The 17,028-nt window shown below is 75.1% G+C and carries 9 protein-coding genes; 2 read left to right on the plus strand and 7 right to left on the minus strand.

Annotation, left to right across the window (positions count from 1 at the left end):
* Positions 1–3 precede the first annotated feature (3 nt).
* From ACZ3YO_RS09155 to ACZ3YO_RS09165, 3 genes are all read right to left on the minus strand, one after another.
* Positions 4–2,886 (minus strand): ABC transporter permease, encoded by a 2,883-nt coding sequence (locus tag ACZ3YO_RS09155; RefSeq protein WP_465566824.1) that lies wholly within the window; start codon positions 2,884–2,886, stop codon positions 4–6.
* Positions 2,883–3,656 (minus strand): ABC transporter ATP-binding protein, encoded by a 774-nt coding sequence (locus tag ACZ3YO_RS09160; protein ID WP_396320725.1) that lies wholly within the window; start codon positions 3,654–3,656, stop codon positions 2,883–2,885. Before ACZ3YO_RS09160 ends, ACZ3YO_RS09155 begins: the two co-directional genes overlap by 4 nt.
* A gap of 73 nt (positions 3,657–3,729) precedes the next feature.
* The gene (locus ACZ3YO_RS09165; RefSeq protein WP_465546225.1) at positions 3,730–4,383 is read right to left on the minus strand and encodes a PadR family transcriptional regulator; all 654 of its coding nucleotides are present in this window, start codon (positions 4,381–4,383) and stop codon (positions 3,730–3,732) included.
* Positions 4,384–4,461: 78 nt separating this feature from the next.
* On the opposite strand from ACZ3YO_RS09165, the gene ACZ3YO_RS09170 reads away from it, so the two are divergent.
* Positions 4,462–5,484: an endonuclease/exonuclease/phosphatase family protein gene (locus tag ACZ3YO_RS09170; RefSeq protein WP_465566827.1), complete on the plus strand. Its 1,023-nt coding sequence runs from the start codon at positions 4,462–4,464 to the stop codon at positions 5,482–5,484.
* A gap of 21 nt (positions 5,485–5,505) precedes the next feature.
* On the opposite strand, the gene ACZ3YO_RS09175 is transcribed toward ACZ3YO_RS09170, so the two are convergent.
* From ACZ3YO_RS09175 to ACZ3YO_RS09190, 4 genes are all read right to left on the minus strand, one after another.
* A complete protein-coding gene (locus ACZ3YO_RS09175; RefSeq protein ID WP_465566829.1) occupies positions 5,506–6,717 on the minus strand; it encodes a PP2C family protein-serine/threonine phosphatase in 1,212 nt (403 codons plus the stop codon).
* Positions 6,718–6,907: 190 nt separating this feature from the next.
* Positions 6,908–10,153, minus strand: coding sequence for a UvrD-helicase domain-containing protein (locus ACZ3YO_RS09180; RefSeq protein ID WP_465566831.1), 3,246 nt, complete (start codon positions 10,151–10,153; stop codon positions 6,908–6,910).
* Between the two features lie 154 nt (positions 10,154–10,307).
* Positions 10,308–13,655 carry an ATP-dependent helicase gene (locus ACZ3YO_RS09185; protein ID WP_465566834.1) on the minus strand — a complete coding sequence of 1,116 codons (3,348 nt, stop codon included), beginning with the start codon at positions 13,653–13,655 and terminating at the stop codon, positions 10,308–10,310.
* 113 nt (positions 13,656–13,768) lie between these two features.
* Positions 13,769–14,125, minus strand: a complete 357-nt coding sequence (locus ACZ3YO_RS09190) for an MGMT family protein (protein WP_465566837.1) — start codon at positions 14,123–14,125, stop codon at positions 13,769–13,771.
* A gap of 134 nt (positions 14,126–14,259) precedes the next feature.
* Between ACZ3YO_RS09190 and ACZ3YO_RS09195 the strand changes: the two genes are divergently transcribed.
* Positions 14,260–17,019, plus strand: a complete 2,760-nt coding sequence (locus tag ACZ3YO_RS09195) for a flippase-like domain-containing protein (protein ID WP_465566840.1) — start codon at positions 14,260–14,262, stop codon at positions 17,017–17,019.
* Positions 17,020–17,028: the final 9 nt, after the last annotated feature.

The raw sequence follows: 17,028 nt of genomic DNA on the forward strand, positions 1-17,028 counted from the left end.
GCGTCAGCCGGAGCGGCGCAGCAGCGAGATCCGCGAGCGGGTGAGCACGGTCGCCAACGCCACCGCGAGCAGCGGCAGGACGACGACGGTGACCCCGACGTTCAGCCACGGGAAGACGATGACGCTCCGGTCGGCCAACTGCTCGGGGGACATCCCCGGGTAGGAGACCGCCACGCCCTCCACCTTGCGCAGGGCCACCGCCGGCACGACCCCGGCGACGACGCCGAGCACGGCGCCCATCGCCGCGATCACCCCGCACTGGAAGCCGGAGAGGGTTCGGCGGATCCGCGGCGCCGCCCCGACCGCCGCGAGGGTGGTCAGGTCGCGCTGCGAGTCGGCGGCGGCGAGGCCGGTGGCGATGCCGGCCGCGCCGAGCGCGACCAGGGCGGCGAAGCCGGTCAGGCCGAGGCTGACCAGGTCGTTGTTGGAGTGGTAGCCGCGCTCGACGTTGAACCGGGTGCCGTCGGCGAGCTTGTCGATCGCACCCGCCGCCTTCTGCTCGGCGCTGTCGGACGGCGCCCCGGCGGGCAGCCAGACCGAGCCGGCGTCCCTGGTACCCAGCCCGAGCCGGCGGGCGGTGTCCGGACTCATCACCGCCTGGCCGCCGGCCGGGGCCGCCGCGGTGGCCAGCACGGCGTCGACGCCGATCTCGTGGCTGGGCGCCTCGTGGTTCTCCCCCGGCTTCATGGCGGCCGGGTCGGTCGGCTCGGTCACGCGCACGATGAGCTTGCCGTCCTTGATGTACCGGGGGTCGAACACGACCGCCTTGCCCGCGGCCAGCGCCTGGCCGACGGCCGGGTCGGTCACCCCGTACAGGTTGCGCAGCAGGGTGGCGTCCCCCGCGATCGCGGCGCTGAACGGGTTGACCCAGTAGGAGAGGTCCTCCTTGCAGCGCGCGTCCTCCTTGCGGAGCCGGACGGCCTCCTCGAAGGGGATGGAGTCGCTGCCCTTCTCGTACAGCGGGCAGCGCAGCTCCTTCGGCATCGCGGTGCTGACGTAGCCGCAGCTGGCGCTCGTGCTGTCGCAGTCGCCCGGGAGGTCGACCCGCTGCACGTCGGCGCGGGGGCCGAGGTCGGGGATGCTGGTCTCGACGGCGCCGCGCAGCTGGGGCAACAGCTTGCCGTCGGAGGCCGAGCCCCAGCCGCTGCTGAGCGTGACCGCGTTGGCCGGGCCGGCGGCGACGTACTCCCGCCGGTTCTGCTCGTCGTCGCTCGCCGTGTAGATGCCGACGGCGACGGAGCCGGCGACGGCGGCCATCACGGCGGCCACGGCGGGGGCGGTGCGCCCGCGGTGACGGACCGAGTCGCGCAGGGCGAGGCGCGGGCCGAGCGGCAGCCAGCGGCCGATCCGGCCGAACAGGCCGACCAGGTAGGGCGTCAGGGCGACCATGCCGAGTTCGGCGATCACCGAGCCGCCGAGCACGGCCATGCTGCGGTTGCCGAAGCCGCTGGTCGCGCCGAGCAGCGCGAGCGCGGCGCCGCCGGCCAGCATCACCAGGCCGAGCAGGGCGAGCTTGCGGCTCGGCGGCTTGAGCGAGTCGCGGCCGGTGAGCGCGGCGACGACGTCCTGGCGGGAGGCCTGGACGGCGGGGACGACGGCCGCGAGCAGGCCGGTGACCAGGCCGATCGCCAGGACACCGAGCAGGTCGAGCGGCTGCAGGTCGAAGTGGCCGAACCGCTGTCCGGAGTAGTTCTCGGCCCGGGTGCGCAGCAGCGCGACCAGGCCGACGCCGACGGCCAGGCCGACGGCGGCGCCGGTCACCCCGAGGACGATGCCGCCGCCGAGCACGACGGCGCGGACGTTGGCGCGGTCACCGCCGCCGGCGGCCAGCAGGCCGAGCTGCCGCCGGGAGCGCCGGGCCCCGACGGCGAAGGCGGGGCCCGCGAGGAGCACGATCTCCAGCAGCGCCATGCCGACGACGGTGGCGAGGATGACGACGGAGGTCTTGTCGAGGTAGCGGGTTCCGCCGGTCTCCTGGTCCTCGTGGGCGTAGAGCGGCACCTCGGAGCGGGCCGGCGGGTCGAGCAGGACGCTGCGGGAGGCGACGGTGAAGCCGTACTTGTTGAGCTCGGTCACCTTGGGCCAGTCGATCGCGGCCCCGGACGGGAGCTTGACCATCCAGCGGCTGTCCTCACCCAGGTTGGACCGGCCCATGCCCTTGCCCGCGCCGGGCAGCTTCATCAGCTGGTCGACCAGCGTGCCGGGGCGGGCTATCAGCCCGGTGGCCTTCAGCTCGCCGGGGTACTCGGCGACGGCGGTGATGGTGAAGGGGGTGGCCTCCAGGCCGCGCGGGGAGGTGCGGTCGCCGAGCTTGAGACCGGAGCGTTCGAGGAAGTCCCGGGTGACGGCGGCCTCGTGGCCGGCGCTCGGGGCGCGGCCCTCGACGACGTTGATCCGGCCCTTCCAGACCGGGTCGTTGAGGTCGGCCTCGACGGTCTGCACGCTGAGCAGGCCCTCGGCGGTGCTGGTGGCGCTGTACGGGCCCTGGCGCACCGGGACGAGCGTGGAGCCGGCCGGGAGCAGCTGCTTGACGAGCTCGACGGGCTCGGTGTCGAGGCTGCGGCGCTGCTCGGGCGTGTACGTGGGCCGGCCGTTCCCCTTCTGGGCGTCGTCGGCGCTGGTGTGCTTGAAGGAGTCGTCCGGGTCCGGTGCCTGCAGGATGACCGAGCCGCGTTCGATCATCCGGATCTCGGCGTCGGACCGGCCCATGGTGCGGACGATCCGCTCGCCGGGGTCGAGTTCGGCGCTGCGGAAGACCACGTCGGCGCCGGTGACACCGAGGACGGGCAGCGCGACCATGGCGACGACGAGGGCGCTGCGGCCCTTGGCGCGCAGGGCGTCACGGCGGGCGATACGCAGGGCGACCCGCCAGGCGCTGAGCCTCACTCCGCCACCGGGCCCATCGCGTTGGTGGCCGCGGAGACGAGCAGGCTGCCCGCGTCCTGGCTGACGCTCTCGTCGACCATGCGGCCGTCGCGCAGGAAGACGACGCGGTCGGCCCAGGCGGCGTGGCGGGGTTCGTGGGTGACCATCATGGCGGCGGCGCCGGCGTCGCATCGGGCGCGCAGGACGGCGAGGACGGCCTCGCCGGTGGTGGAGTCGAGGGCGCCGGTGGGCTCGTCGGCGAGGACGAGGCGGCGATCGCCGATCAGGGCGCGGGCGATGGCGACGCGCTGCTGCTGGCCGCCGGACATGTCGTCCGGGAAGCGGTCCGCGAGCTCGGGGATGCCGAGCTCCTCCAGGGCGGTGAGGGCCTCGCGGCGGGCGGCGCGGCCGGAGAGGCCGTCGAGCTCACGGGGCAGCGAGATGTTCTCGGCGGCGGTGAGCGCCGGGATGAGGTTGTAGTCCTGGAAGACGTAGCCGACCGAGCGGCGGCGGACCTCGGCGAGCTTCTTGCGGTTGAGGCCGCCGAGGGCGACGCCCTCGACCAGGACCTGGCCCTCGGTCGGGCTGTCCAGGCCGCCCGCGAGGGTCAGCAGGGTGGACTTGCCGGAGCCGGAGGGGCCCATCACGGCGACGAACTCACCGGGGTGGACCTTGAGGTCGACCCCGCGCAGCGCCTGCACCTCGGCCGCTCCCTGGCCGTGGACCCGGGTGACGTGGTCCAGGTGCAGCACCGGTTGGGTGGCGCTCCTGGTCGGATCGGTGTGGGACACGCTTCCCCCTGCTGTTCTGGGCCCGGGGCGGGTTGACCGCCGGGGCCGGTGGTTCGTGAGGTCGGGACGGGGTTCAGGCCTTGGAGCGGCGGCGCCCGATCCGGGCGGTGGGCCCGGACCGGGGCTCGGGCTCCGCCTTGCGGGCCTCGGCGGCCCTGGCCTGCTCGATCTCGGCCTGCTGGGCGAGCCTGGTCTCGCAGTGGTCGAGCCAGCGGATCTCGGCCTCGGTCTGGAAGATGAGCTGTTCGAGGACGAGCAGCCAGGCGAGGTCGGCGCCGGGGCCGGCCGGCTGGCCGGGGCCGCCGGGGCGGGTCTCGCCGGCCAGCGCCCGGCCCTTGAGCCGGGTGTAGTCCTGGAGCGCCTTGACGCTGTGGCGGCGCTGGCCCTGGACGACGGCGGGGACGTCCACTCCGGGGACGGTCACCGCCATGGCCAGCTTGATCGCCAGCTCGTCACGCGGCGGGCTGGTCCGGGGCACCGGGGTGTCGAACCAGGCCCGCAACTCGGCGCGGCCGGCGTCGGTGACGGCGTAGAACTGGTGGCCCTCGTCGTCCTCCCCGGCGGGCTCGACCAGGCCGTCGCGCTCCAGCCGGGACAGCGTCGTGTAGACCTGGCCGACGTTGAGCGGCCAGGTGGCGCCCGTGCGCGCCTCGAACTCGGTTCTCAGCTGGTAGCCGTAGCGGGGGCCCTGGTCGAGCAGGGCGAGCAGACCGTGGCGGATCGACATACCGAGTATGTATACCCGGTATGCCCGTCGGGCTCAAGCGGCGCCCCGTCCCCCGGCGAGCGGGTACCGTCGTGCGGTGTGAGCCAGTTGCGCATCGCCACCTTCAATCTGTTGCACGGTCAGCCGCTCGCCCCGGACGGCGCCCCACGGCCCTACCCGGCCGACGCCGGCGGGCCGCTGGCCGAGGCGGTGGCCGCGCTGGACGCCGACGTCCTGGCACTCCAGGAGGTGGACCGGTACCAGCCGCGCTCCGGCACCACCGACCAGACGGCCGTCGCCGCCAAGGCGATGGGCGCCGCGGACTGGCGGTTCGCGGCCGCCCTGCACGGCCGGCCGGCGCCGGTGGCCGGCTGGGTGCGGGAGCCGTCGGAGCCCGCCGGGATCCAGGTGTACGGGCCGGGCGAGCTCGGCGACGACGCCTTGCCCGCGTACGGGACCGCGCTGCTGACCCGGCTGCCGGTGCGGCACTGGCGGGCCCGCCGGTTCGCCCCGGCGCCGTTCGGGCTGCCGCTGCGGGTGGCCGGGCGGCGCGGGCTGACGCCCGTCCCGGACGAGCCCCGGGCCGCCCTGGCAGCGGTACTGGAGGGCGAGCGCGGACCGTTCACGGTGGTGGCGGCACACCTGTCGTTCGTGCCGGGCTGGAACATGGCGCAGCTGGCCGGGATCCGGCGGTGGATCGCCGACCTGCCGCAGCCGTACCTGGTCCTGGGGGACTTCAACCTGATCGGCGCGGTGCCCCGGACGGTGCTCGGCGGGGCGACCGCGCTGGACCGGACGGCGCCGCGGGCACGGGTCCGCGAGCTGCGGGCCGCACGGCGCGCCCGGCCGGTCCTGGTGGAGCCGCGCCGGCGGCGGGTGCGGGAGCCGCGCGCCCGGCCGGTCCTGGTGGAGCCGCGCCGGCGGCGGGTGCGGGAGCCGCGCGCCCGGCTCCAGGGCTGGTACGACCTGGCGCGCACCCCCACCTACCCCTCGCACCGGCCGGCCGTGCAGTTCGACCACGTGCTGGCGGTGGGCGTGCCGCGGACCGCCGTCGGCCCGGCGGCCGCCCCGCGGACGGCGGTCTCGGACCACCGCCCGCTGGTGGTGCGGGTGTCGCTGTAGGGCGGCCTCGGGAGCGAGCCGTCAGTGCCGGGTCAGCAGGCTGTTCTGGTGCGGCAGCTGGGCCCCGGCCGCCTGCGGGTCCCCCCGGCCGAAGGCAGGGGGAGGGTCGTACTGGAGCAGCAGCATGGCCGCGTCGTCGCCGAGCTGGCGGCCGACGTGGCGGACCACGTCCTCGTGCAGGCGCTGGAGGACGTCCGCCGGGCGGCCCTCCGCGCAGTGCGGCAGCCGTTCGGCGAGCGGGTAGAAGGCGCCGGCCCGGTTGCGGGCCTCGATGACGCCGTCGGTGAAGAGCAGCACGCGGTCCCCGTTCCGCAGCGGGATCCGGTACACCGGCGGCCGGACGTCGGCCGGGTCGAGGACGCCGAGCGGCGGCACCGTCTCGGCGAGCTCCAACGGCCGGACCGGCTCGTCGCCGCGCAGCAGCAGCGGCGAGGGGTGCCCGCAGTTGACGATCTCGGCGGTGCCGTCGGGCCGGACCCCGATCAGCACCAGGGTGACGAACTCCTCCTCCACTCCGGGGTGGTCGTTCTCGTGCAGGGCCCGGTCGAGGCTGACGGCGAGCCAGCCGGCCACCCGCTCCAGCGCGGGCTCCTGGTGGGCGGCCTCGCGGAAGGCGCCGAGCACGGCGGCGGCCGTCTCCACCGCGCCCAGCCCCTTGCCGCGGACGTCGCCGACCACGGCCCGGACCCCGTGCCGGGTGTTCACCACCTCGTAGAGGTCGCCCCCGATCCGGGCGTGCGCGGCGGCGGCCTCGTAGTGGACGGCGGCCCGCACGGTGCCGACCCGGTCGGGGACCGGCCGCAGCAGCACCCGGCGGGCGATCGAGGCGACCAGCTGGGCGTCGGCGAGCGCCTTCTCCTGGCGCAGCCGCAGGGTGGCGCTGACCCAGCCGATCGCGGCGACCAGCACGATCGCGAAGACGGTGGCGCTGTGCACGGACTCGCCGAGCACGTCGTTGTGGAAGGCCATCAGGAAGGCGGCGGCCTCGGTGCAGAGGCCGATCGCGAGGGGGTACCAGGTTCGGCGGCTGACCACGGCGGCCAGCGCGGGGACGGCGGTGAGGGCCGGTTCGACCGTCACCGCGGCGTCAGTGAAGTAGTCGAGGACGACGACCAGCGCCATGCCGATGAACGGCAGCGACAGCGCCGTCCTCGGCCAGGTGCCGGTCGCGCCCGGAGCGGCCCCCGGGGTCGGCCCGGCGAACCGCTCTCTGATCCATCCGGTCGCGCTCAACTTCGGTCTCTCCAGCAGAAGACGCCGATGCCCGTGGGCACCTGCGGTGATGACTGAGGGTTAGGGAATGCGGGCCTCGCTGGCGGCCGGAGTACGGGGTTGACCGGTTACCGACCCCACAATAGGCACGAAACGTGCACTACGCACAGGTTTCGCCCGTTGCCGTGATGACTTGAATGCTCTCCGTGACTCATTCTTCACTGTTCCCGATCAGGAGCCGTTCCAACTCTTTTCGGCCGGGAAGTCCTGCGGGTTGTTCGATCCGACCACTGCGGACGTACAGGAACGACGCCGTGACCTGCTCCACCGGGACGCCCAACTGTTCGGCCCAGGCCACCCGGTAGACCGCGAGCTGGAGCGGATCGGCGGTCTCCTCGCGGTGCGTCTTCCAGTCCACCACTTCATAGCGTGACGCGCCGCCCGATTCTGACCGGCCGTCACCCTCGCGGTAGACCGCGTCGATCCGGCCGCGCACCACCCGGCCCGCCAGCACCAGCTGGAACGGCGCCTCGACCTTGTACGGTTCCCGGTTCGCATACGGAGTGCGCAGGAACGCCTCCTTGAGCCGCTCCAGGTCCTGCTCGTCCTCGATGCCGTCGTCGTCCGCGCCGGGCAGGGCGCCCGGCTCGATCAGCAGCAGAGGTTCGATCCGGGACTGCACCCAGGCGTGGAACCGGGTGCCCCGGCGGGCGGCGGGCTGCGGCGGGCGCGGCATCGGGCGGGCCAGGTCGTGCGCGAAGCCGTCCGGGTCGGCGGCGAGCCGCAGCAGCTGGGTCGCGGAGAGCGCGGCTGGCAGCGGCACCTCCCGCACACTGCGCCGGGACCGCTCCAACTCGCCCACCAGCGCGGTGAGATCACGGTCCCAGGACTCCACCTGGCGGCGGTCCTCGGCGGCCATCGGCTCCGGCTCGGGGGCGGGCTGGCCAGCCAGCCGCCGGTACACCACCTCGGCGACCCGGCGGCGGGCGTGCTGCGCGGCCGGGTCCAGCGGCAGCGGCCAGGGGCGCTCGACCGGTGCGGCCAGCGCCGGGTTCTCAGCCCCCTTGGGCGGCTGCTCGGCCCAGTGCTCGATCTCGCCGGCGCCGGGCTGCTCGCAGTGCTCGCGCAGCTGCTCCAGGAAGGCGGACGGGCCGCGCGGCGTCTTCTGGCTGGGCCCCCACCAGTGCCCGGAGGCCAGCAGCAGCGAGCGCGGCCGGGTGAAGGCGACGTAGCCCAGGCGCAGCTCCTCGGTGCCGGAGTGCTCGGCCAGTGCCTGCTTGAAGGCGGTCATCGACCTGCTGTTCCAGCCTCCCCGCACGTCGGGCAGGGTGGCCGTGTCGCCGCGCAGGGCGTGCGGGAGCACACGCTTGGTGCTGGTCCAGCGCTCGCGCGCGGTGGACGACGGGAATGCGCCCTTCACCAGGCCGGGAACGGCGACGACGTCCCACTCAAGGCCCTTGGACTTGTGCGCGGTGAGCACCTTCACGGTGTCCTCGCCGCCGGGCAGGCTGCTGTCGAGGCCGCGCTCGTACTCCTGGGCCGCGCGCAGGAACCCGAGGAAGGCCGGCAGGCCCGGGTCGCCGTCCAGGTCGGAGAAGCCGGCCGCGACGTCCAGGAAGGCGTGCAGGGTCTCCCGGCGCCGGGCGGCCAACGCCTGCGGGGAGGCGGCGAGTTCGACCTCCAGGCCGGTAACGGCGAGCACCCGGTGCAGCACGTCCATCAGCGGGTCGGCGAGCGAGCGGCGCAGCTCGCGCAGCTCCCGGGCGAGCCGGGCGAAGCGCAGCCTGGCCTCGGCGGAGAAAGCCAGCTCGTCGGGCTGGTCAGGGTCGAGGAAGGTCTCCAGTGCGTCGGCCAGCGAGACGACCTCGGTCGGGTCGGTCTCGGCGACGGCGGCGGCCAGTGCCTCGACGCCCTCGGGCCGGGCGGTGCGGACCAGATCGGCGGCGCGCCGGCCGAGCAGGGCCAGGTCACGCGGGCCGATCCGCCAGCGCGGGCCGATCAGCAGCCGCACCAGCGCGGCGTTGGCGGTCGGATCCTGGAGCACCTCGCAGACCGCCACCAGGTCGGCCACCTCGGGCAGTTGGAGCAGCCCGCCGAGGCCGACCACCTCGACCGGCACCTCGCGGGCGACCAGCGCCGCGTGGATGTCGGGGAAGGCCGCGCCGCCCCGGCAGAGCACGGCGATCCGGCCGGGCGCGGTACCGGTGCGGACGAGGTGGGCGACCGAGTCGGCCAGCCAGTCGATCTCCTCGGCGTGGGTGGGCAGCAGTGCGGCGCGGACGAAGCCGTCCAGCTCGGCGCCGGGGGCCGGGCGCAGCGCCTCGACGCCCTCGTGCATGGCGCGCAGCGGGGCGGCCAGCTCGTTGGCGAAGGCGAGCAGCCGCCCGCCGCTGCGGCGGTTCTCGCTCAGCGCGTACCGGGCGGCCGGGGTGCCCGCGGCCCTCGGGAAGTGCCGGGGGAACTCGTCCAGGTTGGCCACCGAGGCGCCGCGCCAGCCGTAGATCGCCTGGCAGGGGTCGCCGACGGCGGTGACCGCGTGGCCGGTGGCCCGCCCGTCCGGGCCGGCGCCGAAGAGACCGGCCAGCATCAGCCGCTGGGCGACGGAGGTGTCCTGGTACTCGTCCAGCAGGACGACCCGGAACTGGCCGCGCAGCAGCTCGCCGACCTCGGGACGCTGCTGCGCGAGCCGGGCGGCGGCCGCTATCTGGTCGCCGAAGTCCATCAGCCCGGCGGCTGCCTTGCGGCGCCGGTAGTCCTCGACCAGGCGGAGCAGCTCCAGCCGGGCCCGGGCGGCGCCGGGGACGGCCCGCAGGTCGTCGTTGGTGAGTTTGGCCGTGGCGAGGGTGTCGAGCAGCTCCTCGTCGAAGGCGCGCAGGGTGTCCGGCTCGACCAGGTGCTCGGCGAGTTCGCCGTCGAGCGCGATCAGGTCGGCGACCAGGTTGGCGAAGGTGCCGGTGAGGGCCGGAAAGGGCCCGCGGGCGGTGCGCAGCACCTTGGCGGCGAGCTGGAACCGGGTGGCGTCGGCGAGCAGCCGGACGTCCGGCTCGATGCCGATCCGCAGGCCGTGCTCCTTGAGCAGCCGGCCGGCGAAGGCGTGGTAGGTGGAGATCTCCGGCTCGCCGAGCGGCTCCTCGTCCGGTTCGGCGGCTCTCCCCCAGCCTTCGGCCGGGGGTACCCCCGGCCTGCCGAGACGACGCAGGGCGGAGCGGACCCGCTCGGCGAGCTCGCCGGCGGCCTTGTTGGTGAAGGTGAGGCCGAGCACCTGCTCGGGCCGGACCGCGCCGGAGCCGACCAGCCAGACGACCCGGGCGGCCATCACGGTGGTCTTGCCGGAGCCGGCGCCGGCCACGATCACGGCCGGCTCCAGCGGGGCGCCGATGGCCGCCATCTGCTCCCGGTTGAAGGGGATGCCGAGCAGCTCCTTGAGCTGGTCGGGGTGGTCGAGCACGGCGGTCACCCCGCAACGTTAACGGGGGGTACCGACAGGTCGGGCGCCCGACCGGGGTGACCCTCACTACTCGGCCCGCACTCCTCGGACCGCACTCCTCGGCCCGAGGAGCCGGCCGGCCCGGCAGACCACCCGGTCCGGCGGACCACCCTGCCCGGGCCGGCTACTCCACGAGCTGGGCGCCGTCCCGCTGGGCCGAGCAGCTCCGGCGGAACGAGCAGCGGTCACAGCCAACGCCGGTCTGCGGCACGAACCGCTCGGCGAGCACCCGCCCGGCCGCGTCGGCCAGCAGGTTCTCGATCCACGGCTCGCCCTCCGGAGGGTCCTGCCGCTGCACCTTGGGCGCGTCCGGGGCGCCCTTGTCGGGCTTGCGCAGCTGGACCAGCTCGGCGCCGCCGGACTCGGGGGCGCGGCCGTCGAACCCGGGCAGCTCGTTGAGCGCGCCCGCGCGGACGGCGAGCTGGTAGACGGCCAGCTGCTTGTGCTCGGGCAGCGACTTGTCGGTCGGCGCCTCCTTGCCGGTCTTGAAGTCGACCACGTAGGCGCGCCCGGCCTCGTCCTTCTCGACCCGGTCCATCGAGCCGCGGATCCGCACGGCGACGCCGCCCGCGTCCAGGGTGACGTCGAAGCCGTGCTCGGTGGCGACCACGTCGCGGCCGCGCTGGAGCACGTGCCAGTGCAGGAACCGCTCCAGGGCGGCCCGTGCCTCGGTCTTCTCCTGGTGGGACTTCCACGGTGCGTCGAAGGCCAGCGCGTCCCAGACGGTGTCCAGCCGTTCCATCAGGACGGCGAGGTCGGCGGGGGTGCGGCCGGAGCCGACCTCGTCGGCGAGGGCGTGCACCACGTTGCCGAAGCCCTGGGCGGCCGACGAGGAACCGCGCGCCTTGACCTCCTTGTCCAGGAACCACTGCAGCGAGCAGTTCTCCAGTTGCTCCAGGCCGCTGCCGGAGAGCCGGACCGGCAGGTCGGCGCTGCGCAACGGGGCGGGGGCGGCGGTGGCGTCGTCCAGGCCCCACCAGCGGTCCGGGTGGGCGGCCGGCACCAGCGGCAGGCCGTCCTCGTCGGCGGCCAGCGCCAGCGTGGCGAGGCGTTCGGCGGCGGCGCGGCGCAGCTTGGGCGCGCGGGCCGGGTCGACGGTGACCGCGCGCAGCTCGGCGACCAGCGCGGGGACGGAGAGCGGCCGGCGCGGCCGGTGGGTGACGTCCTCGACGGTGGCCGGCGGGGTGCGGCGCAGCACCCGGCCGGTGCGCGGGTCGACGTCCTCGCGGTAGAGCTCGCGCAGGAAGCGGGAGGGCTCGTCGCCGTCGTCGGCGGGCGCCTTGACGGCGGTGACGATCAGCCGCTCCTTGGCCCGGGTGGCGGCGACGTAGAAGAGCCGGCGCTCCTCGCCGAGCAGCGCCGCCGGGGAGAGCGGTTCGGCGATCCCGTCGCGGCCGATCCGGTCGGCCTCCAGCAGCGAGCCGCGGCGGCGGAGGTCCGGCCAGAGGCCCTCCTGGACGCCGGCGACGACGACCAGGCGCCACTCCAGGCCCTTGGAGCGGTGCGCGGTCATCAGCCGGACTGCCTCCGGGCGGACGGCCCGCACGGTGAGGGTGTCGGCCGCGATGTCCTGGGCCTCCAGCTCGGCCAGCAGGTCGAGGGCGCTGCGGTGGCCGGTGACCTGCTCCTCGGCGCGGGCGGCGGTCTCGAACAGGGCGCAGAGCGCGTCGAGGTCCCGGTCGGCGTTGCGGCCGGCGGCGCCGCCGCGCAGTGCGGCCCGCTCCAGGCGCTCGCGCCAGCGGCGGCTGCCGTCCCAGAGCTCCCAGAGCGCGTCCTCGGCGGTGCAGCCGCCGGCGAGGCGCTCGCGGACCTTGCGCAGCAGGGTGCCGAGGTCGCGGGCGCGCCGGGCGTGGGCGGGGTCGAGGGCGATCAGCCGCTCGGGTTCGGCGAGGGCCTCGCGGATCAGCTCGCCGGCCGGGCGCGGTACGGCGGCGGGCCGGCCGTCGGCGCGCAGCGCGGCCCGCTCCTCCTCGCGCAGGACGCGGCCGAGGCGGCGCAGGTCGGAGCCGTCCATGCCGCCGAGCGGGCCGGTGAGCAGGGTGTGGGCCAGGTCGGTGGTGAGCGGGTCCGGCACGTCGGGCGCGTGCCTGTCGCGGTGGGCCTGCTCGGCGCAGACCCGCAGCGCGAGCAGCAGCTGGGCGACGGCCGGCTCCTCGCGCAGCGGCAGGTCGTCGCCGTCGATCTCCAGCGGGACGCCGGCCGCGCCGAGCGCCCGCCGCACGCCCGGGATGGAGCGGGCGCCGGCCCGGACCAGGACGGCCATCTCACCCCACGGCACGCCGTCCTCCAGGTGGGCGCGACGCAGCAGGTCGGCGATCGAGTCCAGCTCGGTGCCGGGGGTGGGGTAGGTGTAGACCTCGACCCGGCCGCCCTCGCGGGAGGGCAGCAGGGCGCGGTGCTGGGCGAGTTTCTCGGCGGGCAGCCGGCCCATCGGCATCCGCCGGGCCAGCTCCCGGGAGGCGGCGAGCAGGACGGCGCCGGAGCGGCGGGAGACCCGGAGCACCTTGACGTCGGCGGGGCTGCCGTCGGCCTGCCGGAAGGTGTGCGGGAACTCCAGGATGCCGTTGATGTCGGCGCCGCGGAACGCGTAGATCGACTGGTCCGGGTCGCCGACCGCGATCAGCTCGCGTCCTTCGCCGGCCAGCCGGCGCAGCAGCCGGACCTGGGACGGGTCGGTGTCCTGGTACTCGTCGACGAAGACCACGTCGTACCGCTGCCGCAGCTCCTGGCCGACCTCGGGGCGCTCCGCGAGGAGGACGGCGCGGTGCACCAGCTCCGCGTAGTCGAGGACGCCGCGCAGGTCGAGCACGTCCAGGTAGTCGGCGAGGAAGTGGGCGGCGGCGGCCCAGTCGGGGCGCTGGACGCCCTCGGCGAAGCGCTCCAGCTCGGCCTCGCCCAGGCCCAGCTCGCGGCTGCGGGCGAGCACGGCGCGGACCTCGTCGGCGAAGCCCCGGGTGGTCAGGCAGGCGCGCAGGTCGAGCGGCCAGGCGATCCTGCCGCCCGCGGCCGTGCCGGCGGCTGCCGCGAGGCGCGCGTCCTCGGCGCCGCCGGCCAGCAGCTCGCGGACCATGACGTCCTGCTCGGGGCCGGAGAGCAGCCGCAGCGGCTCGGCGTAGTCCCGCGGGTCCTGGTGGGCGCGGAGCAGGGCGTAGCTGAACGAGTGGAAGGTGGTGGCCTGCGGGGCGCTCGCCCGGTGCCCGGAGGCGGCGCCGAGGCGGGCGGACATCCGGTCCCGCAGCTCCATCGCGGCCTTGCGGCTGAAGGTGAGCACCAGGATCCGCTCGGGGTCGGTGCCGTGCTCGATCCGCCGGGCGACGGCCTCCACCAGCGTCGTGGTCTTGCCCGTCCCCGGCCCGGCGAGCACCAGCAGCGGGCCGCCCGCGTGCTCCACCACGGCGCGCTGGTACTCGTCCAGCACGGGCGGGGCGGGCTGTGCGAGAGGGCTGCGCACCAGACGGTAGGGGGAGCTCACGAATGTCCTGGGGGGTTGTGCTGCGGGCCACGGAAAGGCGGGCCCGCTCGGGACCCGTCGGTATCGAGCCTACGATCCTGCCCCGTCATTCCCGCCCGCGCACCGGGTTCGGCTCAATCCCCCGCGGACCCGCCGTCCCAGCGGGCCCGTCGGAGGTCGACCCGGGGCGGGTCGGCGAGCTCGCGCAGCGGGGTGCCCTCCTCGCCGTAGTGGGCGAGTGCGCGGTGCTCGTGCCCGGGCAGGAACCGGCCGTCCGCGCGGATCACCCGCCACCACGGCACGGCGCCGCCGTAGAGGGCCATCACCCGCCCGACCTGCCGGGGGCCGCCCTGGCCGAGGTACTCGGCAACGTCCCCGTACGTCATCACCCGGCCGGGTGGAATCCGCTCGGTCAGGTCGAGCACCAGTTCGGCGAAGGGCGGGAGTGCGCCCCGGTCGCCGTCGTCGTCAGCGTCCGTCACCTGGGGCATTCTTCCTTATAGGAGCGGACGCGCGGACCCGTGCGAACGATCCGCCGCGCCCGATCCGCCCCCTGTCCAGCACGGGGCGCCGCGGCATGCCACCATCTTCGGGGCGGTGAGTGGTGATACGAGGACAAGACCAGATGACCGGGATGGCCGACGTGGGCGTGGACGAGGACTCCGACGAGTCCTCCGACGCCATGCCCGCAGGTGCCGGCGGTATGCCCGCCGCCGAGCCGTCCCCGGAAGTCTCCCTGATCAAGGACCAAACGATCAAGACCCCGCAGCCGACCGACGCCGAGGCGCCCGAACACGCTCCGGCCCCCGCGGCCGAGCCTACGCCGACCGGCGTCCCGGCCCAGCAGCCCACGCCGCTCGACGGGCAAGAAGCCGCCGGGGACGCCGAGGACGCCGACGCCCACGACGACACCCCGCACCTGGACGTCGACGAGCCGCTGCTCGCCGCCCGCGCGCACCGCCCCTCCGACCTGATCCGCTTCCTGGCCGGCGTCTTCGGCATAGTCGCCGTGTTCGTCCTGGCCGGTGTGGCGACCTCGACCACCACCGGCATCGAGCTGGACATCGCCTCCAACGCGCCCCGCTTCTCCCCGGTGCTCTCCACCATCACCGGCCTGGTCTCCAGCGTCGCGGTGCTCGCCGTCCCGCTCGCCTTCGCGGTCGAGCGGCTGATCAAACGCGACGGCCTGCGGGTCGCCGACGGCGTGCTCGCCTCGGTGCTCGCCTACGGCGTCTCGCTGGGCATCGACTGGTGGGTCGCCGAGGGCGCCTCCGAGCACATCCGGGACGCCCTCACCCGGCTCCCGCTGGACAGCAACGGCACCCTCACCGACCCGGTGCACGGCTACCTGGCCCCGGTGATCGCCTACATGACGGCGGTCGGCATGTCGAGCCGGCCGCGCTGGCGGGTCGCCCTCTGGGTGGTGGTGGTCTTCAGCGGGATCACCGAGCTGCTCGGCGGCTACACCACGCCGCTCTCGCTGCTGCTCACCGTCCTCATCGGCTGGTCCGTCGCCTACGGCACGCTGTACGCGATCGGCTCGCCGAACATCCGGCCCACCGGCCAGCACCTGATGATCGGGCTGCGCAAGGTCGGATTCACCCCGGCCAGTGCCCACCGCGCCGCGGACGCGCCCGGCGGCACCCGCCGCTACTTCGTCGCCCAGCAGAGCGGCCCGCCGCTGGACGTCCACATCATCGACCGCGAACAGCAGGCCTCCGGCTTCTTCTACCGGGCCTGGAGACGCCTGCGACTGCGCTCGGTGGCCGTCCGCCGCAGCCCCCAGTCACTGCGCCAGGCGCTGGAGCAGGAGGCGCTGATCGCCTACGCGGCCGCCGCCTCGGGCGCCCGCGCCCCGCAACTGGTCGCCACCTCCGAGCTGGGCCCGGACGCCGCGATCCTGGTGTACGAGAACGTCGAGGGCCGCCCCCTGGACGACCTCGCCGACGAGGAGGTCACCGACCAGGTGATGGCCTCGCTCTGGGAGTCCGTCGGCGCCCTGCACGAGCGCCGGATCGCCCACCGCCGGCTCACCGGCGAGTCGCTGCTGGTCGTCGACGAGAAGACGGCCTGCCTGGTCAACCTCTCCGGCGGCGACATCGCCGCCACCGACCTGACCCTGCGCATCGACGTCGCCCAGCTGCTCACCACCTTCGCGCTGCGGATCGGCCCGGAGCGGGCGGTCGCCGTCGCCAACGCCGTGCTCGGCGCCGACCGGGTCGCCCAGGCGCTGCCGCTGCTCCAGCCGGTCGGGATGAGCCGCTCCACCCGCGTCGACCTGAGGAAGCTCACCAAGGAGCGCAAGACCGCCGCCCGGGCCCGGGCGCTGGAGCAGGTCGCCGCCGGCGAGCGCACCCAGCAGCAGGCCGAGGAGGACATCGCGACCGCGGGCGAGGACCTGCTCAGCCGGATCCGCGGCCAGATCCTCCAGATCGCCCCGGAGGCGCCGACCGAGACGGCCAAGCTGGAGCGGCTGAAGCCGAAGACCCTGATCATGGTCGTCGCGCTCACCTTCGCCGCCTACCTGGCGCTGACCACCATCAAGCCGGCCCAGCTCAAGCTGTCCCAGATGAACTGGGCCTGGGCCGCGGTGGCCCTCGCCGCGGCCGCCTTCAGCTACGTGGCCGCGTCGATGAGCCTGACCGGCTTCGTCCCGGAGAAGCTGCCGTTCCGGCGCACCGTCGCCGCCCAGCTGGCCGGGTCCTTCGTCAAGCTGGTCGCACCGGCCGCGATCGGCGGCATCGCGCTGAACACCCGCTACCTGCAGAAGGCCGGTATCCGCTCCGGGCAGGCGGTCGCCTCGGTCGGCGCCTCCCAGCTGGCCGGCCTGGCCGGGCACCTGCTGCTGCTGTTCAGCTTCGGCCTGATCACCGGCAGCCAGACCAACGGGGACCTCTCCGCCTCCCGCGCGGTGATCATCGGTGTGCTGACCGCCGCCGTGCTCGCCCTGGTGGTCGCGGCCGTCGCCCCGCTGCGGCGGTTCGTGCTGAACCGGCTGCGCTCGCTGTTCTTCGGCGTGGTGCCGCGGATGCTCGACCTGATGCAGACGCCCAGCAAACTGGTCACCGGCTTCGGCGGCATCCTGCTGCTGACTCTCTCCTTCACCGCCTGCCTGGACGCCTCGGTGCAGGCCTTCGGCGGCTCGATCAGCTTCTCGGCGGTCGCGGTGGTCTTCCTGACCGCCAACGCGGCCGGCTCCGCCATCCCCACCCCCGGCGGCATCGGCCCGGTCGAGGTCGCCCTGATCGGTGCGCTCACCGTCGCCGACGTGCCCCCGGCGGTCGCCACCCCGGCGGTCTTCCTCTACCGTGCGCTCACCTTCTGGCTGCCGGTCCTGCCCGGCTGGATCTCCTACAACGTGCTCCAGCGCAGGGGCGCGCTCTAGCCGGCCGGC

Source organism: Kitasatospora sp. NPDC022785, assembly GCF_055561295.1.

Bases quoted from the DNA above. Each gene is read 5' to 3' on its own strand.
- ACZ3YO_RS09190 (WP_465566837.1), bottom strand. From the start codon at position 14,125: ATGCCCCAGGTGACGGACGCTGACGACGACGGCGACCGGGGCGCACTC.
- ACZ3YO_RS09195 (WP_465566840.1), top strand. From the start codon at position 14,260: ATGACCGGGATGGCCGACGTGGGCGTGGACGAGGACTCCGACGAGTCC.
- ACZ3YO_RS09165 (WP_465546225.1), bottom strand. From the start codon at position 4,383: ATGTCGATCCGCCACGGTCTGCTCGCCCTGCTCGACCAGGGCCCCCGC.